General features: G+C 59.9%; 22 protein-coding genes. 16 read left to right on the top strand and 6 right to left on the bottom strand.

Annotation, left to right across the window (positions count from 1 at the left end; translation table 11 throughout):
• Positions 1 to 145 precede the first annotated feature (145 nt).
• The 13 genes from ACVWZ1_RS03880 (at position 146) to ribB (ending at position 13,511) form a co-directional block, all read left to right on the top strand.
• Positions 146 to 1,264 (top strand): class I SAM-dependent methyltransferase, encoded by a 1,119-nt coding sequence (locus tag ACVWZ1_RS03880; RefSeq protein WP_457502565.1) that lies wholly within the window; start codon positions 146 to 148, stop codon positions 1,262 to 1,264.
• A gap of 155 nt (positions 1,265 to 1,419) precedes the next feature.
• Complete coding sequence (locus ACVWZ1_RS03875) at positions 1,420 to 1,881, top strand: hypothetical protein (protein WP_457387611.1); 462 nt, start codon at positions 1,420 to 1,422, stop codon at positions 1,879 to 1,881.
• 73 nt (positions 1,882 to 1,954) lie between these two features.
• Positions 1,955 to 2,299: an MgPME-cyclase complex family protein gene (locus ACVWZ1_RS03870; RefSeq protein ID WP_414329330.1), complete on the top strand. Its 345-nt coding sequence runs from the start codon at positions 1,955 to 1,957 to the stop codon at positions 2,297 to 2,299.
• Between the two features lie 147 nt (positions 2,300 to 2,446).
• A complete protein-coding gene (locus ACVWZ1_RS03865) occupies positions 2,447 to 3,994 on the top strand; it encodes an MFS transporter (protein ID WP_457502564.1) in 1,548 nt (515 codons plus the stop codon).
• A gap of 139 nt (positions 3,995 to 4,133) precedes the next feature.
• Positions 4,134 to 5,303, top strand: coding sequence for a glycosyltransferase family 4 protein (locus tag ACVWZ1_RS03860; protein ID WP_414374574.1), 1,170 nt, complete (start codon positions 4,134 to 4,136; stop codon positions 5,301 to 5,303).
• A gap of 96 nt (positions 5,304 to 5,399) precedes the next feature.
• Entirely contained in the window at positions 5,400 to 7,115 is a 1,716-nt protein-coding gene (locus tag ACVWZ1_RS03855; protein ID WP_457502563.1) for a PP2C family protein-serine/threonine phosphatase, read from the top strand.
• A 471-nt stretch (positions 7,116 to 7,586) separates the two neighbouring features.
• A complete protein-coding gene (locus tag ACVWZ1_RS03850; protein WP_414356446.1) occupies positions 7,587 to 7,805 on the top strand; it encodes a hypothetical protein in 219 nt (72 codons plus the stop codon).
• A gap of 153 nt (positions 7,806 to 7,958) precedes the next feature.
• Positions 7,959 to 9,392 (top strand): argininosuccinate lyase, encoded by a 1,434-nt coding sequence (gene argH, locus ACVWZ1_RS03845; RefSeq protein WP_457466105.1) that lies wholly within the window; start codon positions 7,959 to 7,961, stop codon positions 9,390 to 9,392.
• Positions 9,393 to 9,511: 119 nt separating this feature from the next.
• Positions 9,512 to 9,808, top strand: a complete 297-nt coding sequence (locus tag ACVWZ1_RS03840; RefSeq protein ID WP_414329336.1) for a DUF6464 family protein — start codon at positions 9,512 to 9,514, stop codon at positions 9,806 to 9,808.
• A gap of 161 nt (positions 9,809 to 9,969) precedes the next feature.
• Positions 9,970 to 10,458 carry a M67 family metallopeptidase gene (locus tag ACVWZ1_RS03835; protein WP_457466103.1) on the top strand — a complete coding sequence of 163 codons (489 nt, stop codon included), beginning with the start codon at positions 9,970 to 9,972 and terminating at the stop codon, positions 10,456 to 10,458.
• A gap of 247 nt (positions 10,459 to 10,705) precedes the next feature.
• Complete coding sequence (locus ACVWZ1_RS03830; protein ID WP_457466101.1) at positions 10,706 to 10,987, top strand: MoaD/ThiS family protein; 282 nt, start codon at positions 10,706 to 10,708, stop codon at positions 10,985 to 10,987.
• A gap of 2 nt (positions 10,988 to 10,989) precedes the next feature.
• Positions 10,990 to 12,159: a molybdopterin-synthase adenylyltransferase MoeB gene (moeB, locus tag ACVWZ1_RS03825; RefSeq protein ID WP_414374571.1), complete on the top strand. Its 1,170-nt coding sequence runs from the start codon at positions 10,990 to 10,992 to the stop codon at positions 12,157 to 12,159.
• A 98-nt stretch (positions 12,160 to 12,257) separates the two neighbouring features.
• A complete protein-coding gene (gene ribB, locus ACVWZ1_RS03820) occupies positions 12,258 to 13,511 on the top strand; it encodes a 3,4-dihydroxy-2-butanone-4-phosphate synthase (RefSeq protein ID WP_457466099.1) in 1,254 nt (417 codons plus the stop codon).
• Here ribB and ACVWZ1_RS03815 read toward each other — a convergent pair.
• From ACVWZ1_RS03815 to ACVWZ1_RS03805, 3 genes are all read right to left on the bottom strand, one after another.
• Positions 13,500 to 13,982 carry a hypothetical protein gene (locus tag ACVWZ1_RS03815; protein ID WP_457466097.1) on the bottom strand — a complete coding sequence of 161 codons (483 nt, stop codon included), beginning with the start codon at positions 13,980 to 13,982 and terminating at the stop codon, positions 13,500 to 13,502. The two genes, ribB and ACVWZ1_RS03815, sit on opposite strands and share 12 nt — an antisense overlap.
• Positions 13,983 to 14,096: 114 nt before the next feature.
• Positions 14,097 to 15,164, bottom strand: a complete 1,068-nt coding sequence (locus tag ACVWZ1_RS03810; protein WP_457466201.1) for a GntR family transcriptional regulator — start codon at positions 15,162 to 15,164, stop codon at positions 14,097 to 14,099.
• A 155-nt stretch (positions 15,165 to 15,319) separates the two neighbouring features.
• A complete protein-coding gene (locus ACVWZ1_RS03805) occupies positions 15,320 to 16,411 on the bottom strand; it encodes an ABC transporter ATP-binding protein (RefSeq protein WP_457466095.1) in 1,092 nt (363 codons plus the stop codon).
• A 301-nt stretch (positions 16,412 to 16,712) separates the two neighbouring features.
• Between ACVWZ1_RS03805 and ACVWZ1_RS03800 the strand changes: the two genes are divergently transcribed.
• Positions 16,713 to 17,291 carry a DoxX family protein gene (locus ACVWZ1_RS03800; protein ID WP_049749590.1) on the top strand — a complete coding sequence of 193 codons (579 nt, stop codon included), beginning with the start codon at positions 16,713 to 16,715 and terminating at the stop codon, positions 17,289 to 17,291.
• Positions 17,292 to 17,371: 80 nt separating this feature from the next.
• Here the strand turns inward: ACVWZ1_RS03800 and ppk1 are convergent, their stop codons facing one another.
• The 3 genes from ppk1 to ACVWZ1_RS03785 are packed head-to-tail and all read right to left on the bottom strand — an operon-like array spanning position 17,372 to position 21,433.
• Entirely contained in the window at positions 17,372 to 19,546 is a 2,175-nt protein-coding gene (gene ppk1, locus ACVWZ1_RS03795) for a polyphosphate kinase 1 (protein WP_457502604.1), read from the bottom strand.
• A 58-nt stretch (positions 19,547 to 19,604) separates the two neighbouring features.
• On the bottom strand, positions 19,605 to 20,564 hold the full coding sequence (locus tag ACVWZ1_RS03790) for a branched-chain amino acid ABC transporter permease (RefSeq protein ID WP_457502562.1): 960 nt from the start codon (positions 20,562 to 20,564) through the stop codon (positions 19,605 to 19,607).
• Positions 20,564 to 21,433, bottom strand: a complete 870-nt coding sequence (locus ACVWZ1_RS03785) for a branched-chain amino acid ABC transporter permease (protein WP_457502561.1) — start codon at positions 21,431 to 21,433, stop codon at positions 20,564 to 20,566. Before ACVWZ1_RS03785 ends, ACVWZ1_RS03790 begins: the two co-directional genes overlap by 1 nt.
• 155 nt (positions 21,434 to 21,588) lie before the next feature.
• Between ACVWZ1_RS03785 and lptC the strand changes: the two genes are divergently transcribed.
• Positions 21,589 to 22,554 carry an LPS export ABC transporter periplasmic protein LptC gene (lptC, locus tag ACVWZ1_RS03780; protein ID WP_457502560.1) on the top strand — a complete coding sequence of 322 codons (966 nt, stop codon included), beginning with the start codon at positions 21,589 to 21,591 and terminating at the stop codon, positions 22,552 to 22,554.
• 83 nt (positions 22,555 to 22,637) lie between these two features.
• Positions 22,638 to 24,398, top strand: coding sequence for a sulfatase (locus ACVWZ1_RS03775; RefSeq protein WP_457502559.1), 1,761 nt, complete (start codon positions 22,638 to 22,640; stop codon positions 24,396 to 24,398).
• Positions 24,399 to 24,406: the final 8 nt, after the last annotated feature.

The raw sequence follows: 24,406 nt of genomic DNA, 5'->3' as shown, positions 1-24,406 counted from the left end.
CAGATAGGGTGTGCTCAGGGATCCAATTCCGCCAGGTTTTCCCCGCGCCCAGCGGCTGCCGGCCCGGCGTGGCCGCCTTGCTATAATTAAGTGTAAGTGTAAACAAACGTTAAGCCTTCATTCTTCATTCGCACCTTGCAGGGTTATGAGCCTACAACTAAGTCCTGAGCTGTCGCTGCCGATCCCATCTCCAGTCGGAGAAGCTGCCTACCGCGCTTTTCAGTGGGGCAAAAACATCTTTGGCTTTGCCCACAAAGCGCTCTCCACCCAAGCTTCAGATCTGATGCTCTCCGTGCTCAGGGATCTGCAAAGCTTCTCCTCCGGGAGGACCCCGCCGCCGCGGGCCAAGGTGCGGGTGAGCGCTGACACGCTACAGGTGTTGCGGGCCCGTTACGAACAACTCCTGCAAGCGGACTGGCAAGATGCTGAGGCAGGGTACTACCCTCACGCGCTCCTGTTCGACAACCCCTGGCTGGACTTTGCCCGCTATTACCCACAGGTGTGGTTGGATTTGCCGCAAATTACTCGGCGGGTTCACAGCAAGCGTTACCAAGAGTTTTCTCAAGACATCTCCACCGAGGGCTATCCGAAATACTACCTGCAAAATTTCCATTACCAAACCAACGGCTACCTGAGCGACAGCTCGGCTGAGCTTTATGACCTGCAGGTGGAGCTGCTGTTTGGGGGCACAGCGGACGCGATGCGCCGTCGGGTGATTCGCCTGCTCAAAGATGCCTTGGATCCCACCTTGGTCAGCCCCCACATCCTCGATGTAGCCTGTGGCACGGGGCGGATGCTGCGCCTACTGCGGGGATCCCTGCCCAAAGCGGCTTTGTACGGTCTGGATCTTTCCCCCGCCTATCTGCGCAAGGCCAACCGACTGTTGCAGGAGCTGCCGGGGGAGCTGCCCCAGCTTATCCGCGCCAACGCCGAGGCCATGCCCTATGCCGATGCCACCTTTGACGCCGTCATCAGCGTTTTTCTCTTTCATGAGCTGCCTGGCCCGGCCAGACAAAATGTCATCAACGAGATGAGTCGGGTGGTGAAGCCAGGGGGCGTGGTGGTCATCTGCGACTCGGTGCAACTGCTGGATTCGCCAGAGCTGAAGGAGACGATGGAAGCCTTTATGCAAACCTTCCACGAACCCTACTACCGCGACTATATCCACGACGATTTGGGGGCGCGCCTGCAGCAGGCAGGCTGTGCGGTGCTGCGCCGAGAAACTCACTATGTCAGCGCCTACACCCTAGCCCGTAAAGGTTGAGCGCCCCTTCCACAAGCTAAGGAGTAAGTCGGCGGCCACTTGTCCAGAGGGTGTATAGTAGTTTTAGACACGAAACCTTGGATGAGAAGACGGGCCACTGACTGGATAACCTTCAGGTGCAAGTCCGTCCGAACTCTTTTCTTGTACTTAGGCTCATGTCTCACCCTCATGGATCCCTCCGCGCCGGCATTACTGCTCTCAAGCAGGAGCGCTACCTGGAGGCGATCAACCTTCTCGAGTCCTTCTGCTACTGCTGTTCCATCCAAGAGAGACAGGAGCACCGCCTGAGCGAGCGCAATGGCTCGAGGGCAAATCCGGAAGAATGCGTTTTGGCTCGTGTGGCTCTGATTATGGCTTATCAGGGCAGCGGCGACTTGGAGCGGTCAACCGCCCTCTGCCAAGAGCTGTTGGAGCAGAAGGAAACTCCTGAGTCCGCTCCTTGGGCTCGGGAATGGGCAGCTCAGGCTCTACCTACCCTCAAGCAGGCTTCAGAACACTCCATGCCCCCTGAGGAAGTCATGGCGCGGCTACCCGTTCTCCGGCAGTTGGAAGACTGTCAGCCGCTGTGTAGCTCCCGCGATCCGGCTCCGCATCTGCTCAAATCTGCCTCTCTCTGAGGGAGAGGATCTGCAAGGAGCGGTGGACGCCCGGCTCTAGCCTTTATTCTCAACACAGTTCCACAGCAATCTTATGTCTGCTGCCGAACCGACTACCTATCATTTTGTCGTTGCCAGCCTGTCTTTCTTACGTTCTGAGCCTCTGGAAGAGGTGCTGGAGGAGCGTCGTCGATACTGCGAGGAGCGCCATTGCCCTGTCGATTTCTTCTGGGTGCCCCAGCCGGCCTTCATGGAAGCTCCAGAGTTAAAGCCCCTGCGGGACAAGTTGAAGGAGCCCCTGGGGGCAGTGGTATCCACCAACGCGGATTTTATTCGTTGGCTGAGCCTGCGCTTAACCTTTGTAGAGAAGGGCAGCTTTGTGGCTCCCAGCGAGTCGATCCCGGATCCCTTGCGCTCCTTGTCTGCCGCAGGAAGCTAGGCCTGCCGATTCCCAAGATTTGGGTTGGTGGATTGGAAGGCGGGCCAAGATAAGATCGGGGCACCCCATTTCCACTTTTGTTTGCTGACGGGATCCCATTCTGTTGTGGGGCCGACGTCGGGGAAATGGGCAGGTCACCTGGGGAGCATGATGACTTTGGAGCAACGATGGGGCTGGCCGGAGGGAGGGGCAGGGATCTGCCACCCCAGTTCCCCTCTCCAGAATCCCCCACCTGCGTCAACGCCAACTTGGGGGCTGAAGTCAGAAGCTCTCTTGCCTGAGCCGACAGCAAGCCCCGCCCTCAGCTCGCCGGAGTGTTCTCCTGGGGATCCCTTGCCGGAGCCACCTCCTGAGGATCCCGAAAAAGGGCAAAAAGAAGAGAAAGAAGATCAAGGTCTATCTGAGCCGGGCCTGAGCAACTTTGTGGCCGTGCTGCGCCGGCGCAATTTCCTGCTGCTGTGGATGGGGCAGGCGTGTTCCCAGTTGGCGGACAAGGTGTTGTTGGTGCTGCTGATTGGGTTGGTTGCCCGCGAATTTCAGCCGGAAGGGGCTTCCATCAGCGGTTGGGTCTCAGCCATCATGCTGGCTTTTACGCTGCCGGCGATGCTATTGGGCAGCCTGGCAGGGGTATTTGTGGATCGCTGGCTGAAAAAAGGGGTGTTGGTGCTCTCCAACCTGGGGCGTGGGATCCTAGTGCTGCTGTTGCCGCCGCTGCTCTGGCTCACTGCCGGGCGCGACCTTTGGCCGGGGATCCCCTTGGGGTTTGCGGGGCTGTTGCTGGTGAGCTTTGCCGTCTCGGTTCTAACCCAGTTTTTTGCTCCTGCCGAGCAGGCGACTTTGCCGCTGATCCTGCCGAAAGGAGAGTTGCTGGCGGCCAACTCCCTGTACACCACCACGATGATGGCTTCGCTGATCGTCGGGTTTGCTGTGGGGGAGCCGCTGTTAACCCTGGCGGATCGTTGGATACGCCATTGGTTGCCGGGCTGGGAAGTGGGGCCGGAGCTGTTGGTGGGAGGAGCCTACCTCTTGGCGGGATCCCTGCTGTTGCTGCTGCAACCCCACGAGAAGCTGGAGCCCCGGCGTTGGGAAGTCCCCCACCTCTGGGAAGATCTCCGCTTGGGCCTGCAATATGTCAGCCAGATGCCCCTGATCCGAGCTGCCTTGGTGCAGGTGGTGGTGCTCTACTCGCTGTTTGCGGCGCTGGCAGTGTTGGCGGTGCGCATGGCAGAAGTGATGGCAGAGCTGAAGCCAGATCAGTTCGGGGTGTTGTTGGCCGCTGCCGGCCTGGGCATGGGGATCGGCGCCTTTTGGGTGGGCCATACGGGCCGACGGGTGAGCCGCCGCGCCTGGATTGGGCTGGGATCCCTGCTGCTCTGTGGGGCTCTGGCAGCCCTATCCTGGACGACCCACTGGTTGCTGCCCAGCTTGGGCTGGATTGCCCTGTTGGGCTGTGGGGGGGCTTTGGTGGCGGTGCCGATGCAAACCTTGATCCAAGAGGAAACGCCTGACCATCTGCGAGGCAAGATCTTTGGGCTCCAGAACAACGCCGCCAACATTGCCCTCAGTTTGCCGCTGGTGTTCACGGGATTGGCAGAAGCCCGCCTTGGCCTTCCCTGGATGTTTTTGGCCCTGTCTGTTCTGGCGGGGCTGGCGGGGCTGTACACCTGGAGCCTATTGGGCAGAGAGGTCTCGTAAATCCTGCCGCAGCGCGAGGTTGGATATCCTCTTCCGAGGGGACGGGCCAAGGCAGGAGCTAACTCTGCTACTCTTGTAGAGGCTTGAGCATCGAGACTCCCTTTGCAGCTCAGCGTTTTAGCTCCGCGGGGATCCGCCCATGCACATCGCCTGGATAGGCAAAAAAACACCTTTCTGTGGCAACGTCACCTATAGCCGCGAGGTGACCAACGGCCTTTTGGATCGGGGACATCAGGTTAGCTTTTTTCACTTCACCAACGACGGCCAATCGCCCGCTCTGGATCCCGGTGGTGAAGGCTGGAGGGCGGAGCTGGATCGTCGAGACGTTTCCCTCCCCTGTCTGTACAAATCGCAGATTTACACGATCCCGGCCCCCAACGCCAAGCGGTTGCTCACCCAGGCTCTCAAGGAATTGCAGCCGGATCTGGTGCATGCCTCCTTGACCATTTCTCCCATCGACTTTGTGTTGCCGGAGATCTGCGCTGAGCTCAACCAGCCGCTGGTGGCTACTTTCCACCCTGCCTTCGACCGACGGCGGCGCAACATCGCCTCTCGCACCCAATACTTGGCCTACCAGCTCTACGCACCGTGTTTGGCCAACTATCACCGCACCATCGTCTTCTCGGAAACGCAGCGGGAGATCTTGGTCAAGCTGGGGGTGCGCCCCCAACAGGTGGTGGTCATTCCCAATGGGGTCGATGTGGACAAGTATGCGCCTGGGCCCTCCACCCTCAAACAGCGGTTGGGACTGGAGCGGATCTTCGTCTATCAGGGGCGGGTTTCGCCGGAGAAAAACCTGGAGGCCCTGCTCAAGGCTTGGAAACACTCCCAAATGGGGGAGAAGTGTGGTCTGCTGATCGTGGGGGATGGGCCGCTGCTCAACACCCTCAAGCCCTTCTACACCCTTCAACATGGGATCCACTGGCTGGGCTATATTGCCGACGAGCAGCAACGCATCGAGATCTTGCGAGGAGCCGATGTGTTTATTTTGCCCTCTTTAATCGAGGGGCTCTCTTTGTCCCTGTTGGAGGCGATGGCCTGTGGGCTGGCAGCAGTGGCCACCGATGTGGGTGCCGATGGCGAGGTTTTGGCCGATGGAGCCGGGATCCTGCTGGATCCGACACGGGTGACGGCGGAGCTGCAAACGCTGTTGCCTTTGCTGCGGGATCAACGGGAGTTTACCCAACTGCTGGGGATGAAGGCCCGCCAGCGGGTGCTGGAGCGCTATACCCTCAGCCACAACATCAACCAGGTGGAACAGCTCTACCGGGAACTGTGCCAGGGATCCCGTCAGCCTCGCCGGGTGTGAGGGAAAATGAGGATCTTGATCTTTGTGTGATAAAGCTTGTGAGATTTTTGCTAAGCTGTTTCGTTACGTTTCCAAGGGATTAAGCCAGCCTTCCCGATGGATGATCACAGCCCCCAAAAGGCCGTTTCAGGGCAGCCCTCTGCCGGGCTGTCGAGCTCTTTGGGGTCAGAGTCCTTGCTGGCCCAGGATTCAGGCAAAAGTCCCTTTCCCCCCAATGCTCCGTCGCTGCCGCCTACGGACACTCCGGGGGACTTGCGCTCAGCTCAGGCCAGCCAGGATGGGGATCCCACCTCTTCAGGTGCCGTTGCGTCCGATGATAGAGAGCTGCCGGAGGTCAAGCCGGCCATTGTGCCTGCCCCTGCAATGCCGGATCGCGTGGCAGAGCTGGGGAGAGAACACTATCGGATGCAGTATCTGCTGGCGTGGTTGGCTTTTGCCCTGCGCTCCTTTAACAACTTGAACCAGATCCTGGAGCTGACGGCTTTTGTGGCCAGCCAACTGACCGATGCCGAAGGGGGAGCCCTGGTTTTGTTCAATCCCAACGGCACCATCCAGTTGGATCAACTGCATTGCTCTGATCTCAATCACCGCGAGCAGATTCGGGCTGAGATGGAGCAAATTACCCAGACCCTCTCGGCTCAAGAGCCCATCCTCAAAACGGAGGGATCCCTGTCTGTTAAGATCCCTGCCCTTGAACACCTCTTGGACGAACGGTTCCGCCAGAGCTTGGGGCCGGATGTACGCCTTTTCGGCACGCCGCTGCTGATTCGCAACTCTGTCCAGGGTCGCTTGTACGTCTTCAGCCGTCAGCCTGGCTACCACTGGGATGAACGTCGCCAACAACTGTTGCGCTTGGTCGCCGATCAGGCAGGGGTGGCCATCGAAAATGACCGCTTGACGGCAGCCTTGCGCCGCAAGATGGCCCTGGAAAAAGAGATGGAGATCGGCTCCTACATCCAGACCCAACTGCTACCTCGGGAGTGCCCTCAAGTCAAGGGGATTCGCTTGGCAGCCCGTTGCCGGGTGGCCAGCAAAGTGGGGGGTGACTACTACGACTTCATCAAGATTCCCGGCGAACGACCGGAAACATCGGATCCGGCTGCCCCTCCAGCCTCATTTGAAGAAGCTGAAGACTTTCGCTTGGGTATTGTCATTGGAGATGTAATGGGTAAAGGGGTACCTGCCGGCCTGTTGATGAGCATGACCCGGGCCATGGTGCGGGCGGAAGCCCTCAACCGCCATTCGCCGGCCCATGTTTTGCAGCGCTTGAATCGGGCCATGTACAGCGATCTGGAAAACTCCAATCGCTTCATCAGCCTGTTTTATTCGGAGTACGATCCCCGCTCCCATCGCCTCTGCTTCAGCAACGCGGCCCACAACCCCACCCTGTGGTGGCAAGCCCGCACCCGGCAAATTCAACCCCTGGACACAGAGGGGGCGCTGATCGGCTTGGAGGGGAACAGCCACTACTCGGAAAGCTGCGTGCAACTGCAACCGGGGGATGTGGTGGTGTACTACACCGATGGCTACACGGAGACAGCCAACACCCGCGGCGAGCGCTTGGAAACCTCTGGGCTGATGGACGCCATCCAGTATGCTGCCTGTCGCTACGACTCCCCCGAAGACATCTTGGAGAGCTTGTTTGAGCAGATGGATGCCTTCCGAGGCCGCCGGGGATCCCACCCTCTTCCCCTATGGCTGCCCGAGGATCCAGAGCTCCTGTTGCAGGACGAGATTTCCCTGCGGCCTGAGCCCGTGGACGATACAACGCTGGTGGTGTTGAAGGTGTTGCCCGACTCCGAGCCAGCCTAGCTAAAAAAGTTCAAACTCAGGGTTAATGACAGCAGGCCGCAACGCTCACAATAGCTCAAGCAAGCTACTCAACGCTACTGGGCTGGGCAGCAACGGTGGGTTGGTTGACGTGGTTTTGCCGGACTACTAGGCTAGTTGGTTAGTTCTGGCATGCGTTCTGCATGGGCTAAAGCCTGCTCCAGCTTTAGTCTGTGTGGCTCTCTCAGAGAGCAAGGAGCGGCTACCTGCAGCTTGCGGGGAAGTCACGCCTGTGGAGATCCCTCTGGCGGGGCAGTGGGGGTGATCTCTGCTGCCAGCCATAGTTCGTTAAGGCAGGAAGAAAGCAGAAGCGCGGCAGACGCTGAGCACTCCGCGCCGCCGGTGCGAGTGGAAGTGTTTGTTGGCGTTTCGTAGGTCTTTCAGAGCGGTACGCTCTAGCTGGTGGAGCTACCAGGTTGGCTGCACTGTGTTATCTACACCTGAGGTACAACCATGAACTTCTCTCCTTCTGGGTCTGAAACCGCCTCGGTTTACTTGCCGGCCCCCGCGGCTTTCCAGACGGAAATGATTGTCGGGCAGGTGTTCCGACAGGATGTGCTGGGCGATATCCGCAAGGGTTGGAATGGCTTTGTGGAATCGGGCCAAATTTGGGCGCTCTTGGCAGGGATCGTAGTGGGCTACATGCTCAAGAGCATCACCAGCTCCCACTAGGGCCTTGTCACCATTGCTCTAGCTGGATCCATTGGGCCTGGGCCGGCGGGGTTTTGGCCGTCGGCGGTCGGTTTCTGTGTTTTTTCTCCACAACTGCAGTGGGGTCTTCCTACGGTGGTCAATCCTTCTCCCCATTCTTCCGGTTCCCAGCCGATGTCTGAGCCGACGGTAACTTCCACCCCTCGCCCCTGGAGCCAACGCTTCGAGGGATCCCTGCATCCTGCCATCGCCCGCTTCAACGCCAGCATCGGCTTCGACATCCGCCTGCTGCCCTACGATGTGGCCGGATCCCTGGCTCATGTGCAAATGTTGGCCGCTTGTGGCATCCTGACCCGGCAAGAGGCCGACCAGATCCGGCAGGGATTGGAGCAGATCCAACAGGAGGCGGCTGCCGGCACCTTCCGGCCCGATCCAGAGGCAGAGGATGTCCACTATGCCGTCGAGCGTCGTTTGGTGGCTTTGGTGGGGGAAGTGGGAAAAAAACTGCATACCGGGCGCTCCCGCAACGACCAAGTGGCCACCGATCTGCGCCTCTATCTGCGGGATCAAATCGATCACCTTCGTCAAGCTCTCTGGGAGCTGCGCGGAGTTTTGTTGGACTTGGCCGAGCGGCATCTGGAGACGATCCTGCCCGGCTACACCCATCTGCAACGGGCTCAGCCGATTAGCTTAGCCCACCACCTCTTGGCCTATGAAGAAATGCTCTGGCGAGACTGGCAACGGCTGGGGCGGGTGCGGGAAGAGGCGAATGTCTGTCCTCTCGGATCCGGAGCTTTGGCCGGCACTTCCCTGCCCATTGATCGGCAGCTCACCGCCCATCTGCTGGGATTTGAGCGGATCAGCGCCAACAGCTTGGATGCCGTCAGCGACCGAGACTACCTGGTGGAGTTCCACGCTGCCGCCAGCTTGATTTTGGTGCATCTCAGCCGCCTCTCGGAAGAGGTGATCCTCTGGGCTTCCCAGGAGTTCGGCTTTGTCACCCTCACCGATGCCTGTGCCACCGGCTCCAGCCTCATGCCCCAGAAGAAAAATCCCGATGTGCCGGAGCTGGTGCGCGGCAAGGCGGGGCGGGTGTTTGGCCATCTCCAGGCTTTGTTGGTCACCTTGAAGGGGCTGCCGCTGGCCTACAACAAAGACCTCCAAGAAGACAAAGAGGGGCTATTCGACACGGTCGATACCCTGAAAGCCTGCCTAGAGGCGATGACCCTTCTGCTGCGGGAAGGGATCCAATTTCAACCTGAGCGCATGGCCGCTGCTGTGCAGGAAGATTTCTCCAACGCCACCGATGTGGCCGACTACCTGGTGCGCAAAGGGATCCCCTTTCGCACAGCCCATGATTTGGTGGGGCAGATTGTGCGCATTTGTTTGGCAGAGGGGATCCTGCTGCGGGATCTGCCCTTGGAGCGCTGGAAAACCTTCCACCCGGCCTTTGAGGCGGACATTTTGACGGCCATTGAGCCCCGCCAGGTGGTGGCCACGCGGCTCAGCGCCGGGGGAACGGGCTTTGCTGTGGTGCGAGAAGCCCTGCAACGGGCCCAGGCCCGCCACCAGCAGCCAGAGCCATCGGGAGGAACGCCACAAACTTAAACCAATCTATAGGAGAGTTTACAGTTCTTAGGTTCTCCTCGCCAGAGTGTGCCATCCTGAGGTTCTCAGCCATCCAACGCAACTCCCAGCCTGTTGGCCTCTTCCCTGGGTATCGTTCCATGTTGGATAACCTCACCGCCCACGTCCTCGAAAATGCGGCCAAGCGTCGCTGGCGGGAACGCGCCTACAGCCGATTTTTGCAAGATTGGCGACGGCAAGTGGTGCTGCTGCGCCGTCAACGGGCCGGCGAATTTGGCCCACCCCTGGGGGATCCCTCTTGTGTTTTCAGTGCCCACTCGGCTTGGTTGCGCTGTGCCGTCCATCCCCAAGGGCCGTGCCAGGGTTGCCCCCACTATGCCCCCGTCACCCCTCCAAAGCCAGAGCCACCTCTGGGTTCACTCGATGGACGGGTCTGACCGCGCCACACTGGTGGCCGAACATTTTCAGCAGCGGCGGCCTCTGCGGAACGGCCTGCCCGTTGCGCCCCAATGGCATCCGCTGTAGCTAAGTTGAGGGATCCCCGGCCAACTTGTGCCAGAATAAAAGAACGGTAACTCCATCGGCAAAGGCGAGATTCATGGCCCTCTACCTCTCGGCAGACCACCTTCACAGCATCCGCCAGCACGGCGAACAAGCCTTTCCCCACGAGAGCTGCGGCATTTTAATTGGGGAAATCCGGGGATCCGACAAGATCATCCACGAGCTTTGGTCGGTGACCAACACCTGGGATCAAGCGGAAAACCCTCTGGCAGACGGAGAATCCAGCCGCCGCCGCTTCTTGATCGATCCGGCGGATTTCAAGCGGGCCAACGACCATGCGGTGCGCAAAGGGCTGGGGATCCTGGGCACCTATCATTCCCATCCCAACCATGCGGCCATCCCCTCCGAGTTTGATCGGCAGCATGCTTTTCCCTGGGGCTTTTCCTGTGTGATCGTCAGCGTGCGCGATGGCAAGGCAGAAGAGGTGGTGAGCTGGGTTTTGGATGAGCAGGAGCAGCCCCAACGGGAGCCGATGCAGATGCTGGAAGACATTCGCATCCCCTCGCTCCCGGCTTTGGCAAGCTAGAGTCGTTTGGGCTTTGCCGCTGTTTGAGGCTGAAATTCACGGCTAAGTTCAGTTGGGATCCTTGAAAGCTGGGATGGGTACCACCGGAAAAAGCGGTAGTCTAGTGCTGAACCTTGTCTGTAACATAGCTGAATCATCGAAATCCGTAGACTGCTCCAACCAGATCGGCCAGACGGATAGGTCAGCCCAGATCCTCTGGATCCTCAAAAGTCTCCAGTAGATACCCAAGATCTCTCCCCGAACTCCCATGGCAACCAAAGTTCTGATCCCCTCTCCCCTGCGCCCCTACACCGACAACCTGGAGGCTGTCGAGATCGAGGGCAGCAATGTCGGCGAAGTGATGAGCAACCTCATCGCCCGCTACGGCGAGCTGAAGCGCCACCTCTACACCGAGGATGGGAAGCTGCGCAATTTTGTCAATGTCTACCTCAACGACGAGGATGTGCGCACGTTGCCCCAAGGCAACAACACCCCCGTGGGAGAACAAGCCGTCATCAGCATCGTTCCCGCTATTGCTGGAGGGTTGTGAGCATGTTGAACCTGGATACCAGCCAAGTTAGCCTCTCCCGCGAAGAGATGGAGCGGTTTTCTCGGCATTTGATCCTGCCCGAGGTGGGCCTAGAAGGACAGAAGCGGCTGAAAGCGGGCAAAGTGCTGTGCATCGGCACAGGCGGCCTTGGCTCGCCCCTGTTGCTGTACTTGGCGGCAGCCGGCGTGGGGCGGATCGGCATTGTCGATTTTGATGTGGTGGATGTGTCCAACCTGCAGCGGCAGGTGATCCACGGCACCTCCTGGGTGGGCAAGCCGAAGGTGGAATCGGCCAAGAACCGCATCCTGGAGATCAACCCCCACTGTCAAGTGGATGTTTACAACACCGCCCTGAAGGCCCACAACGCACTGGAGCTGTTTGCCAACTATGACGTGATTGTGGATGGCACCGATAACTTCCCCACCCGTTACCTGGTGAACGATGCCTGTGTGTTGACGGGCAAGCCCAATGTCTACGGCTCGATCTTCCGCTTCGAGGGACAAGCGACGGTCTTCAACTACGAAGATGGGCCCAACTACCGGGATCTCTACCCCGAGCCGCCCCCACCAGGACTAGTGCCCTCCTGCGCCGAAGGGGGAGTGTTGGGGATCCTCCCCGGCATCATCGGTGTTATTCAAGCTACCGAAACCGTGAAGATCCTGCTGGGCGTGGGCACAACCCTAAGTGGGCGGCTGCTGCTTTACGATGCCCTGAACATGAGCTTCCGGGAGCTGAAGCTGCGCAAAAACCCGGCTACTCCGCCCATCACTGAGCTGATCGACTACGAACAGTTCTGCGGGATCCCGCCAGCCCAAGCCACAGAACAAGCTGGCCAGACAGAGATCCCCGAGATCACTGTGGCCGAGCTGAAAGCGCGGATGGATGCTCACCAAGACTTTGTGTTGGTCGATGTGCGCAACCCAAATGAGTGGGAGATAGGCCGGATCCCCGGTGCTCACCTGATCCCCTTGCCCCAAATTGAAAATGGCGATGGGGTGGAGCAGGTGCGTCGCCTCCTTAACGGCTCAGAGCTGATCGTCCACTGCAAGAGTGGGGCACGCTCGGCCAAAGCCCTGAAGATCCTGCAAGCTGCCGGGATCCAAGGAAAAAACCTGCGCGGGGGGATCCTCGCCTGGGCGGAGGCTTACGATCCCTCGATTCCCAAGTACTGACCCTGCCTTGGGATCCCTACCTGTCGCCCGGTTTGCTCTAGCATAGATCCGGTAGATCCGGTGCGCAGGGCCGGTTGCGCCAGATTCTCCCTTTTTCCATGAGTGCCATCCCGCAGGCCGAGACAGAAACGATCTTCCACTCCATCCCCGAAGCCCTCGAAGACCTCAAGTGTGGTCGCATGGTCATCGTGGTCGATGACGAAAACCGAGAAAACGAAGGGGATCTGGTCTGTGCTGCCCAGTTTGCCACGCCCCAAGCTATCAACTTCATGGCCACCTACGGGCGGGGCCTTATCTGCCTGGCCATGCAGGGATCCCGCCTCGATGAGCTGAAGATCCCGCTGATGGTGGGGCAGAACACCGACAGCAACCAAACTGCCTTCACCGTCAGCATTGATGCTGGGCCAGAGGCTGGAGTTTCCACCGGCATTTCCGCTGCCGATCGCTCTCGCACCATTCAGGCGGCCATTCACCCGCACACGCGACCGGAAGATCTGCGCCGGCCTGGGCATGTCTTTCCGCTGCGGGCACGGGAGGGCGGAGTACTCAAACGGGCTGGCCATACGGAAGCAGCGGTGGATCTGGCGATGTTGGCCGGGCTGTATCCGGCAGGGGTGATTTGCGAGATCCAAAACCCGGATGGCTCCATGGCCCGCCTGCCCCAGTTGATCGAATATGCCCGTCAGCACGATTTGAAGATCATCACCATCGCCCACCTCATCGAGTACCGCTTGCGCACCGAACAACTGGTTCACCGAGAGGCTGCCGCCACCCTGCCAACGGAGTTTGGCCAGTTTCGGGTTTACGGCTACCGCGATAGCCTCAACCAAGTCGAGCACCTGGCCTTGGTGAAAGGGGATCCGACCCAATTTGCCGCTGAGCCCGTCCTGGTGCGCGTGCATGTGGAGTGTCCCCTGGGGGATGCGCTGGGATCCCTGCGCTGCGATTGTCGCCGCCAATTGACCGCCGCCCTGAAAATGATCGACCACCAAGGCAAGGGGGTACTGGTGTACCTGCGCCGGCAAGAGCAGGAGCTGAGTCTCATCGAGCAAATCAAGTCCTACGCCCGGCAAGATCTGGGCCTTTCTGAAACCGCGCCGCCGGTGGTCATGGATTTGCGCGATTACGGCATCGGAGCCCAGATCCTACGGGATGTGGGGGTGCGCAAAATGCGCCTGATCAGCAATACCTCTCGCCACATCAGCGGCTTGAAAGGATTTGGCCTGGAAGTGGCCGAGCGCGTGCCCCTGCTGGTGGAAGAGCCGGATCTCAATTTGCATGTGGAGCCGTCCTGTTCCCTGAAACTGTTGCTGCACGACGCTGGCGCAACCGATTCCGGCTCAAGCCTGTAGCGCGTTGTAGGGCCGAGGGCTATGGTGGAACAAAGACTGGGGTGCAGCCGGCTCGCCATCCACCACATAAGCCTTGGATCCCCAGCCCCAGAAAGACCAGAAAGGACGTTCGGGCCCCGATGGAGCCGTCATTGCTATGCGACGCTTCCGCGCTGGTGACAGGGGTGCGGAGCACTGGCGCGCCGGCGAGACGGAGTCCCTGGCTGTGGGGCTCAAGAGTTGCTTCGGCAAGACGGGAATGTCGGATCCCACCTGCGACCACACTTCATAGCCCTGAGGGCGCACCACCACCAGGCTGATCAGGGATCCGTGATCCATGTCGTAGCGGCAACTGGCGATGGCCTCTTGCAGCTGAGAAAAGCCCCGGTTGAAGACGTAAAAATGGTCTTGGAAGCGGATGGCCTCCCAGAAACCTTCCCGGGTGACCGCCACATGGTCATGATCGGCGGAGGCGTAGTCGAGGATCACCATACGTGTAAAGACTGATCAGCGATAAATCAAAGTGAGTAAGCTTTTACCGTATTTCCACTTAAACACGATATCGGGCAGCCTGTCATCCGCAAAATGGCTCACCTGCAACAAGGCTTAATGGGTTTCTTTGCCTTGCAAACTGCTACTGCTTGCGTCCCCATCTCCTCCGGCTCCAGGGATCCCACCCAGTTCCCGTCTCAGCTCGGCCATAGCCGCTTCTCCGATGTGGGGGGTGGCGCAGACTAGGTTGGGTGTGCGGATTAGATCGGCTCGGGCTTGGCGCACCAAGGCGCGCAGGGTAGGGTAGCTGGCCTCATCGCAGATGAGGGTATGGGCGCGGCGGATTAGGGATCCCACCCGTTCCGTATCCGAGATCACTGCCGTCAGCACCAGCAGGTCTCCCCGCAGACTGTAGACAATCACCTCGGCAACCTCCAGCAGGGCAGTGCTGATGCTCACCAGCCCCAGACAGGCGTAGGAAGGCAATTGGCGGATCAGGGCAATTTCGCGGGCGTAGTCGGACACCTCCACTGTCAGAACACGGGCCCCCCGGGGTTGGGCAATGGCCTCGACGGCGCTGAGAAAATAGTGCAGCGTCACCACAGTGCCGGAATGGATCTGATCCAGAACGGTGGCCAGATCCTCCAGGGGCACCAACTGTACCCGGATGCCCAGAGTTTGCTGGATTTGCTGGGCCATCAGTTGTCCTGTACCCAAATCCCGGTTGGGCACACACACCAGCACTTGAGCACTGCAGCGCAACCGCCAATCGATCTCCGCCAGCAGCAGATCCCGTACCTGCTCCAGAGAAAAGCCTTGCTGCTGAAGCTGATCGATGCCCTGACGCACCTGTTGCAGGGCCTGTTTGGATCGATCCAGATTTGGGTTGAGAAAGTGCTCCGCACCGCTGACGCGAAGGGGGGAGGCGGTGACCGCATGCCGGGCAGTGCCGCTCACGTAGATGCCGGAGGCGGCCCGAGTTTCCACCAGGCCCATGGCCTCCAATTGGCGGTAAACCTTGTGGATGGTGTTGCGATGCAGGCCCGTTTGCATGGCCAATTGACGGGTGCTGGGCAGGCGGCAGCCGGGAGGAAACTGCCCACAGGCAATGGCGAAGCAGAGCAAATTAAAGAGCTGCACGGAGCCAGGGATCCCGCTCCCCGGCTGGATGGAAATGCGCATCATGGCCCGTTTTTCTCCCTTTGACAACGCCGTTGCGAGCCCGTTTCTGGGCTACGTAAGAATCCCTCGACTTCAGTCGGCGGGAGTGTCAACTGCCTGCAAGATAGCGCCGACGCCGGATAGACAAGCTCCAGAGGAGATCGGGATTGAGAGCCCTATTCGGGGATGCGGTGCATCCGGCTGGGATCCCAACTCAAAGTCACCTCCATCCCTTCCGGTAGCTGCCGCAAATTCAGGCCGGGGTTGGGTTGCACAGCCAAAAGTTTCATCTCAAAGCCGGACACCCATACCTGATAGCGAATGAAAGCCCCTAGATAAGCAGTGTCGCAAATCCGTCCCCGCAAGCGGCAGTGGCCATCGGGGATCCCTTCTTCAGATAAGTCAATCCGAATGTGCTCCGGGCGCAAAGCAAACAGGGCCGCTTCTCCCACGCATCGTTCCGCCAGGGATCCCTCGATCAAGTTGGTTTGGCCGATAAAACCGGCTACAAACCGGGTGGCAGGTCGCTCGTAGAGCTCTGCCGGGGATCCCACCTGTTCGATGCGCCCGCGATTGAACACAGCAATACGATCGCTCATGGTCAGGGCCTCTTCTTGGTCGTGGGTGACGTACAAAAAGGTGAGACCAAGGCGGTGTTGTAGGGCCTTGAGTTCAAACTGCATCTGTTGGCGCAACTTCAAATCCAGCGCCCCCAAAGGTTCATCCAGCAAGAGCACCTGCGGTCGGCCAACCAAAGCCCGCGCCAAGGCCACCCGTTGCCGTTGCCCCCCTGAAAGTTGGCTGGGTTTACGGGATCCCAGATCGGGCAGTTGTACCAGCTCCAGCGCCTCTTGCACTCGCTTTTGGCGCTCCTTCGGCGGTATGCCGCGGATCATCAAGCTGTAGCCAACGTTCTCCGCCACCGTCATGTGGGGGAAGAGAGCATAGTCCTGAAACACCGTGTTCACAGGCCGTCGGTAGGGCGGCAGACCCAAAACATTCTGGCCGTTCAATTCGATCTGCCCCTCATCCGGACGCTCAAAGCCCGCGATCATCCGCAAACAGGTGGTTTTGCCCGAACCCGACGGCCCCAACAACGTAAAAAACTCCCCCTGCTGCACCTCCAAATCCACCCCGTCCACCGCTTGGATCCCGGAAAAGTTGCGGCTGACCCTCCGCAAACGAATGGCAGGTGGGGATCCCTCCTCTCTCCCGGCTTGGGATTTGGCGGAGCTGACATCAGAGGCGAGGACAGATTCGGCAATCATAGCGACAGGGTCAGCCAATGAACCCATTATGAGGGATCCATTTACAGAGGTTGACAGGTCTCAGCAAGGCCGGAAAAGTCCCAGGCCAAGAGCAGAGGTGGTGTGCGAGGGTGAAAGCTCGCCGGAAACCCACCCGACCGGTCGCGAAAGCGGGCCGGAGGCCTTGTTTTTGCATGGGATCCCTGTTTTTGCATGGGATCCCTTGACCACTGGGGATCTGAACCCCATCTTGTTACAGAAATTTAGAATCGTTACAATAAGTTAGAATCTTTGCTCATCTTTGCATCGCAGGTTTTATCCTATGGCACCCTCTCAGCAGTTTCCCGTGCTACTCGCCTCAGCTTTGCGTCACGACAGCGTAACTCCGCGCTGGTCTCAAGTGGCGTGGACCGTTTTGCGGGTGGTGGCAGGGCTATTCATGATTCACAACGGCCTTGACAAACTGGCAGATATTGAAGGGTTTGCGACGGCTTATGTAGAAGTGATCGGGTTGCCCTTCCCGATCTTCTTCGCTTATGTGGCTGCCTATACCGAGCTGATCGCAGCTCCGATGGTGGCGTTGGGTTTGTTGACCCGAGGGGCAGCACTGGGCTTGTTCGCCACGATGGCGGTGGCCATGTTCCATCACATTAAGGTGGCCGGCTTCAGCGTTCCCTACTTGGAGCTATCCGCCATCTACGCAGCGATCTTCCTGGCCTTTGCGGTGAATGGGGGGGGCTGGTTCTCTGTGGATCAGCTCTTGGTGAATGCAATCGAGTCGTGGCTGAACCGCGCCAGCCGGGAAAAGTTGGAGAGCTTGCAGTCTTCGTTGCAGGCCACGGAACGGGTAATTGCGCTGGGCGAGGAAGAGGCCGAGGCCGCCAAGACCACCGGATCCTGAGCTTTGGTGGCCATTCCCGATAGCGGCGAGGCTGCTCCTCTCTCCCTCTGAGAGAGAGGTTAGCAGTGAGAGTCATCCTGCTAAATGCGGCTGGCGGCCCGCTCCATCAGGCGTTGGTGGGTGGAGCGCACAGGCTCTCCTGGCTTGGGTTGCCGCTGCACGTAGGTGCCATCAGGGCGCAACTCCCAGGCTTGCCGGTTGTCCGTCAGGCAGATGTCCAAGATCGCCTTGAGCTCCTGCTGCAACACGGGATCTTCTACGGGGGTGACCACCTCAACCCGTCGATCCAGGTTGCGGGTCATGTAGTCGGCGCTGCCAATGAAGTATTCTTCCTGGCCGTTGTTATAGAAGTAAAAGATGCGCGAGTGTTCGAGAAAGCGGCCAATGATGCTGATGACGCGGATGCGATCGCTCAGGCCTGGGATCCCGGGCTTGAGGCAGCACATGCCCCGCACGATGAGATCGATCTCCACCCCGGCTTGGCTGGCCTCGTAGAGCAGCCGGATCATTTCCGGGTCGGTGAGAGAGTTGATCTTGACGATGATACGCCCCTGGCCCCCCGCTTGGGCATGGCGCATCTCGCGGCGGATCAGGGCTTCCATGCCTTGGCGTAGGGTTCTGGGGGCCACCAAGAGCTTGCGGAATTGCCGTTGCCGTGAGTAGCCCGTCAGTAGGTTGAACAATTCCGTAACATCGTTGCAGAGGGTCTCATCGCAAGTGAACAGCCCTAGGTCGGTATAGATACGGGCGGTTTTGGGGTTGTAGTTGCCGGTACCGATGTGGACGTAGCGGCGCAGGGATCCCCCCTCTTCCCGCACCACCAAAGCCAGCTTGCAGTGGATCTTCAGCCCCGGCAGGCCATAGGCCACGTGTACCCCGGCTTTCTCCAGCTTTTTGGCCCAGAGGATGTTGTTTTCTTCGTCGAAACGGGCTTTGAGCTCCACCAGAGCGGCCACCTGCTTGCCGTTTTCGGCGGCCTGAATGAGGGATTTCACCACCGTCGAGTCGCCGGAGGTGCGGTAGAGGGTTTGCTTAATGGTGAGCACTTGGGGGTCGTTGGCGGCCTCCTCCAGAAACCGCTCCACGCTGGCGGCGAAGGAATCGTAGGGGTGATGCACCAACAGATCCCCTTCCCGGATGACGGAGAACATGTCCACCGGCTCATCGCTCACCGAAGCGGTACGCAGGCGAGGGGGAGTAACCGGCCCCCAAGGGGGATCCTTCAAATCGGGCCGATCCAGGCTGAGAAACGCCATCACCCCCCCCATACTCAAGAGGCCATCCACTTCGTACACCGAGTCACTGTTGAGGCGCATCTCTTCGCTGAGCCGTTGTCGGATGGCTGCCGGAGTTTGGCTGGCAATTTCCATGCGCACCACTGAGCCGAAGCGGCGCTTGCGCAGCTCTTCTTGAATGGCAGCCAGCAGATCGTCGGCCTCGTCCTCTTGGATTTCTAGATCGGCATCCCGGGTGATGCGGAAGGGGTAGTACTCCAGCACCTGCATGCCGACAAACAGCGCTTCCAGATGGTGGGCAATCACCTGATCCAGCGGCACAAAGCTCACCCCATCCCGCAGCGGCACAAAGCGGGGCAAGGTGTTGGGCACCTTCACGCGAGCAAAATGCTCCTTGCCAGTCTCTGGATCCCGCACCACCACCGCCAAGCTGAGGCTGAGGTTGGAGATGTAGGGAAAGGGATGGCCTGGATCCACCGCCAAGGGGGTGAGCACTGGAAACAAACGCCTCTCAAAGTAGTCCCGCAGCTCCTGCCGTTCCGACTCGGCCAGCTCGGAAAAATCGCGGATGTGAATGCCCTGTTCCGCCAGCTTGGGCACCAGTTCCTGCCGGAAGCAAGTGTGCAATTTTCGAATCAGGGGGCGCAGGTGGCTCGAGATCTGCTGCAACTGCTGCTGCGGTGTAAGGCCATCCGGGGTTAGCACCAACACGCCCGTTTCCAACTGACGACGGATCACCGCCACCCGCACCATGAAAAATTCGTCCAGGTTGCTCTCAAAGATGGCCAGAAACTTCAGCCGCTCCAGCAGCGGTGTGCGCTCATCCAGGGCCTCGTGCAAAACCCGGGCATTGAATTCAATCCAGCTCAGCTCCCGGTTGAAATACTGCTCCGGCAGAGCATAGCCCTCTTGGATGGGTGTAGTCCGGATCCCTGGTTGTCCGGCATCCGGGGGGCAGCCCGTCGTGTCAGGGTTGCAAGGTGGCCAGGAAGGGTCGGTTTCCTTGGGGCGCGGAGTCATGGCGGCAGAGGGCTGGGTTGTCTCAAACACGTCAACAACGGCTGGAGCCGACCCAATCCTATCCTGCTGGGTTCTGCTGAGGCGAAGGGGAAGGGCCCAAAACGGGCTTGGGCGGACGTTCAGGCAGCAATCCTTGAGAGCGCGTCAGAAGAATCACCTGGAGCAGGATCCCGATCAACAAAATGCGCAAAGGGCCGGCTCGGGTGGCCCACTGGGGCGGCAGACGGTTGGTGAGCCACTCGCTGCCCGACCACACCCCCCAAATCACCAGCGCTCCCAGCAAGGCGCCGCGATTGTTGCCACTGCCCCCTGCGATCAACATCACCCAAACGATGAAGGTGGCAAACTCCGGTTGAAAGGCTTCTGGGCTGATGAAATTGACAAAATGGGCGTAGAGGGCCCCCGCCAACCCCATCAGCATGGATCCCAGCACAAACGCCTGCAGGCGAAACTGGAGCACATCTTTGCCGGCGGCCAGGGTTGCCGGTTCATCCTCGCGAATGGCCCGCAGCACCCGCCCCCAGGGGGAGCGATAGGCCCGCTCCGCAGCCCAATAGACCACCGCCAAAATGACCAGCACCAAGCCCAAGTAGAGAAGGGTATCCTGACCTGGGATCCAGCCGCGAAAGGGTCGCGGAATGCGGGTAATTCCCCGCACACCGTTGGTGAGCCAGCCCTCATTCCTCAGGATTTGGCTGATGATCTCGGCAATGCCGATGGTAGCGATGGCCAGGTAGTCGGAACGCAGCTTCAGGGTAATCAACCCGATCAAAAAGGCAATCGCTCCGGCGACGGCCACAGCTATGGCAAAACCCACCCAAAAGGGCAGATTGAAGCCGCCCAGATGTTCGGCACTTGGGGGTGTGGTGACAATGGCGCTGGCATAGGCTCCCATGGCAAAAAAAGCTCCCACCCCGATGTTGAACATGCCGGCGTAGCCCCACTGGACATTGAGGCCCAGCACCAGCACGCCGTAGATCCCCACCAAAATCAAAAAGAAAATGCCGTAGCTCAACATCAGACCTCTCCCCCACCTGGGGATCCCAGTAATCCTGTGGGTCGGAAGATCAGCAGCAGTACCAAAATGGCGAAGGCCACCCCGGTTTTATAGGCCGGGTTGATCACCAAGGTCGAGAATTCTTCCGCCAGGCCGATCACCACTCCTCCGGCAATAGCCCCGTAAGGGCGACCGATGCCGCCGAGAATGGCCGCTGCAAAAATGGGCAACAATAGCCGCCAGCCCATGGTGGGGTGCAGCCGGGTATCCATACCCAGGAACACACCTGCTGCACAGGCCAAGGCTGCGCCAATGGCCCAAGTCCAGAGGACGATCCGCTCTGTATCAATGCCGGTAATCTTGGCCAGCTCAAAATTGTCGGCCATGGCCCGCATCGCTTTGCCCACCCGCGTGCGTTGTAAGAAGAGATGCAGGGCCACCACCAACAGGGCTGTTCCCGCCAGGATTACCGCCCAATCGGGCTTAATGCGCAGCTCTCCAAGCCGCCACGGCAACTGGATCCCGCTGCGGTACACCTGATTGTTGGGCCCCCAGATGATCTGTACCAGGCTGCGCAGAATCAGGGCGGTGCCAAAAGAAGAAATGAGCAAGATCACTGGTGCCTCCTGGCGCAGGCGGCGATAAATGAGTTGGTCGATCCCAACTGCACAAAGTACCGTGGCCAAAGCTGCCGGGAGCAGGCTGACCCCAATTGGCCAACCCAACCCAACAAATGTCAGGCCGAAGTAGGCCCCCAGGGTCATCAGATCCCCGTGGGCAAAGTTGGCAAAGCGCAAAATGCCAAAGGTCAGCGACACCCCAATTGCTCCCAGGGCGTAGATGCTGCCCAAGACAAGGCCGTAGATGAAAAGTTGCAACAGTTGGGTCACGCTTGCCCCCAAAAACACTTTGCCCTGATAATGCCACGGGTTTGCCGAGAGCGGGATCCGGCTCAGCGCAGCGGAAGGATACGGCTGATCGCGCCAGCGGGACGGAGTCCTAAGAAAGCTAGGGTAGGGGAGAGCGCCCACAAGGAAGAAGATCCATGCAGTCCAGGTCTTTGTCTGTCCTCCGTTTCCTGGCCGTTTTGGCCCTGCTGAGCGCGGGCTGTGGCGGGCCGGAGTGGGATCCCGATGCGCCTTCCGAGCCTATCTCCACCCCCCAGTTGATCTACGAAGACATCACCCTCACCCAGGCCAGACCGGATGGTGCCATTCTCTGGCGCTTACAGGCTCGCCTGGCCGAATATGAGTCCCCCCCAGAAAATGGTGCCGCTCCTGTGCAGTTGGGATCCGCCCATTTGCAGGCCGTTGAGGGAGAATTTTTCGACGAAGACAACCGCGCCATCCGCACCCGCGCCGAGCGAGGATCCGCGTACCCCGGCGAACGACGGCTGGAATTGAGGGGTCAAGTCGAGGTGGAATCGGAGCGAGACAACCTGCGTCTGGAGGCCCAGCGGGTGGAATGGCTGCCGGAACAGCGCCTCCTCCAAGCTGAGGGCCAGGTGAAAGTGGAGCTGTTGGAGGGCCAGGGATCCCTGCAGGGGGAGCGGCTGCTCGTCGACTTTGGCCAAGCCCAGATGCAGCTGGAGAACTGGGATCCCACTCAGCCGGTGCGGGCAGAGTACCGGGATCCGGATCTGGAGCTGGCTGCCAGCCGTTTTCTGTGGCAATTTGGCGTCGGGGAAGTGCAGGCAGTAGGGGCTGTAGAGGTTTACGCTCCCTTACAAGCTTTGCGCCTCAGGGGCGAGCAGTTGCGGGCTCCCCTGCCTCTAACCGAGTTGCGCATATTGGGCAACGGGCAAGCCAAAGCCGAGCAAACCGGTCAAGAGCTGCAGGCCCAGGAGATCCGCTGGCGCATCGGCTCCACCCAGCTGCAGGCCCAGGGCAACGTGCGCTACCGCCAGCCCGGCCAGGCTTTGACTGTCAGAGGCAACCAAGGGATCCTGGATTGGCAGGCCAACACTGCTCGGATCCAAGGCAACAGCCAAACCCAGCTCACTTTGCCCTAAGGGGGGCTGGGGGGAAGCAGAAAGCTGGCCGAGAGCATGGCAGGATAGGGATACCTTTAAGGAAAAGTATCGGGTGAGTTGTGGTGAGCTTTGAGGACTCCGTCCGAGTGGCGCAAACAGGACATTCCCCCGCCAGGGCCGGCGCTGCTGCAGAACGCCCCAACATCCTGCTGATCGTGCTGGATACCCAGCGGGCAGATCGTCTCTCCTGCTACTGGTCGGAAGCGGAGCGTGCCCGCCAACTGCCCACCAGCCCCAACCTGGATCGGCTGGCTGCCGAATCCACCCTCTTCGAGCGGGCCATCGCCCCTGCCCAATGGACCATCCCCTCCCACGCTTCCCTGTTTACGGGGGAATATCCCAGCACCCACCAGACTGTCCAAGCAGATCTGGAGCTGAGCCCCGCCCTGCCCACCCTGGCAGAGCTGTTGCAGCTGAGCGGCTATACCACTGTGGGCTTTTGCAACAACCCTCTGGTGGGGATCCTGAAAAACGGCTTGCGGCGCGGCTTCGAAACCTTTTACAACTACGGTGGCGCTCTGCCCACCCGCCCCCCCGAAGGCACCCCCTTGCCCGCCCCCTTGAACCGCTGGCTGGCCGCCTACACCCAATTTTGGCGGCGGCTCTCCTATCCGGTGCAAAACGCCTTTGCCCGCTCCGACGCCCTCTTCCAGCTGGCGCTGCACCCCTGGTTTGCCTCCCTCTGGACCCGCCTGCTCAACTTCAAAGGCAACACCGCCGCCTCGATTGCCGACCTCAACCGCTACCTGCAGCAGATGGCCCGCCGCCGGTCGGATCCTAGAGCACGGCCCTTCTTTTGCTTTGTCAACCTGATGGAGCCCCATCTGCCCTACTGGCCGCCGGAGCCCTTTGTGCAGAAATACGCCCCCTATTTCAAAAGCAACCGCGAGGCCCGCGACTTTTTGCGCCAATACAACGCCCAGCCCTACCGCTGGATGGCGCCCCTGCCGCAGCCCCTTTCTCCACTGCAAGCGCAGGTGCTGCGGGATATCTACGATGCTGAGGTGGCCTACCAAGATCACCTACTGGGATCCGTCTTCGACACCCTGCGCCACACCGGCCTGGAGCAGAACACGCTGGTGGCCATCGTCGCCGATCACGGCGAAGGCCTGGGAGAACACGACTTCGTCGGCCACGCCTTTGTGGTCTACGAAGAGCTGATCCGCGTGCCCCTCATCCTGCGCTATCCCGGCCACTTCCCGGCAGGAAAACGCATTGCCACCCCCGTTTCCACCCGCCGCCTCTTCCATACCCTCCTGGAAGCTGCCGGCTTTAGCCCCAACCTTTCCCCCAACGGTGCCCCCTGTGTCAGCCTCAAGCTCCGCCGCGAGGTCGCCCGCCTCAGCTTGGCCCGCACCTTGGCAGGGGAAGATCCCGAGCAGGGAACAGTGCTCAGCGAAGCCTTCCCGCCCCACCTCCTCATTCGGGCTATGGAAAGCCGTAACGACAGCCTGCTGCGGGCGCGTGCCTGTTACGACATCCGCCGTGCCCTCTATGAGGGGATGACCAAGCTCATCCAAACGGGGGATCGTCCCAGCCTCTACAACTTGGAGCAGGATCCGGCGGAGCTGCGGGATCTGCTCTGGGTCGGCGACGGGGATCCCGTGTCCTCTCTCCCTGATGCTGATCCGCAACGCTGTCACGACGGGTCGGCGGTGGAGACCGGCTGGCCCCAGGCTTGGCTGGCTCGCCTGCAGCAGGGGCTGAGAACGTGGGTGAGCTGGGCAGAATCCCGACAGCCCAGCACGGCTCCTCGCAAGGTGAATGTGGAAAGCGATGCCGACTTGGTGCGGCAGATGCAAGAGCTGGGCTACTTGGAGTAGGCAGGGAT

The organism is Thermostichus sp. MS-CIW-25 (assembly GCF_054060015.1).
The sequence above is the reverse complement of the archived record's forward strand: the minus strand, read 5'-3'. Positions and strand labels throughout refer to the sequence as shown.

What these genes read in the sequence shown, in the direction of transcription:
- ACVWZ1_RS03815 (WP_457466097.1), bottom strand. Translation starts at nt 13,982, where the DNA reads ATGGTGATCCTCGACTACGCCTCCGCCGATCATGACCATGTGGCGGTC.
- lptC (WP_457502560.1), top strand. Translation starts at nt 21,589, where the DNA reads ATGCAGTCCAGGTCTTTGTCTGTCCTCCGTTTCCTGGCCGTTTTGGCC.
- ACVWZ1_RS03875 (WP_457387611.1), top strand. Translation starts at nt 1,420, where the DNA reads ATGTCTCACCCTCATGGATCCCTCCGCGCCGGCATTACTGCTCTCAAG.
- ACVWZ1_RS03880 (WP_457502565.1), top strand. Translation starts at nt 146, where the DNA reads ATGAGCCTACAACTAAGTCCTGAGCTGTCGCTGCCGATCCCATCTCCA.
- ACVWZ1_RS03805 (WP_457466095.1), bottom strand. Translation starts at nt 16,411, where the DNA reads ATGATTGCCGAATCTGTCCTCGCCTCTGATGTCAGCTCCGCCAAATCC.
- ppk1 (WP_457502604.1), bottom strand. Translation starts at nt 19,546, where the DNA reads ATGACTCCGCGCCCCAAGGAAACCGACCCTTCCTGGCCACCTTGCAAC.
- ACVWZ1_RS03860 (WP_414374574.1), top strand. Translation starts at nt 4,134, where the DNA reads ATGCACATCGCCTGGATAGGCAAAAAAACACCTTTCTGTGGCAACGTC.
- ACVWZ1_RS03835 (WP_457466103.1), top strand. Translation starts at nt 9,970, where the DNA reads ATGGCCCTCTACCTCTCGGCAGACCACCTTCACAGCATCCGCCAGCAC.
- argH (WP_457466105.1), top strand. Translation starts at nt 7,959, where the DNA reads ATGTCTGAGCCGACGGTAACTTCCACCCCTCGCCCCTGGAGCCAACGC.
- ACVWZ1_RS03790 (WP_457502562.1), bottom strand. Translation starts at nt 20,564, where the DNA reads ATGTTGAGCTACGGCATTTTCTTTTTGATTTTGGTGGGGATCTACGGC.
- ACVWZ1_RS03830 (WP_457466101.1), top strand. Translation starts at nt 10,706, where the DNA reads ATGGCAACCAAAGTTCTGATCCCCTCTCCCCTGCGCCCCTACACCGAC.
- ACVWZ1_RS03865 (WP_457502564.1), top strand. Translation starts at nt 2,447, where the DNA reads ATGATGACTTTGGAGCAACGATGGGGCTGGCCGGAGGGAGGGGCAGGG.
- ACVWZ1_RS03855 (WP_457502563.1), top strand. Translation starts at nt 5,400, where the DNA reads ATGGATGATCACAGCCCCCAAAAGGCCGTTTCAGGGCAGCCCTCTGCC.
- ACVWZ1_RS03840 (WP_414329336.1), top strand. Translation starts at nt 9,512, where the DNA reads ATGTTGGATAACCTCACCGCCCACGTCCTCGAAAATGCGGCCAAGCGT.
- ACVWZ1_RS03810 (WP_457466201.1), bottom strand. Translation starts at nt 15,164, where the DNA reads ATGCGCATTTCCATCCAGCCGGGGAGCGGGATCCCTGGCTCCGTGCAG.
- ACVWZ1_RS03800 (WP_049749590.1), top strand. Translation starts at nt 16,713, where the DNA reads ATGGCACCCTCTCAGCAGTTTCCCGTGCTACTCGCCTCAGCTTTGCGT.
- moeB (WP_414374571.1), top strand. Translation starts at nt 10,990, where the DNA reads ATGTTGAACCTGGATACCAGCCAAGTTAGCCTCTCCCGCGAAGAGATG.
- ACVWZ1_RS03870 (WP_414329330.1), top strand. Translation starts at nt 1,955, where the DNA reads ATGTCTGCTGCCGAACCGACTACCTATCATTTTGTCGTTGCCAGCCTG.
- ACVWZ1_RS03850 (WP_414356446.1), top strand. Translation starts at nt 7,587, where the DNA reads ATGAACTTCTCTCCTTCTGGGTCTGAAACCGCCTCGGTTTACTTGCCG.
- ribB (WP_457466099.1), top strand. Translation starts at nt 12,258, where the DNA reads ATGAGTGCCATCCCGCAGGCCGAGACAGAAACGATCTTCCACTCCATC.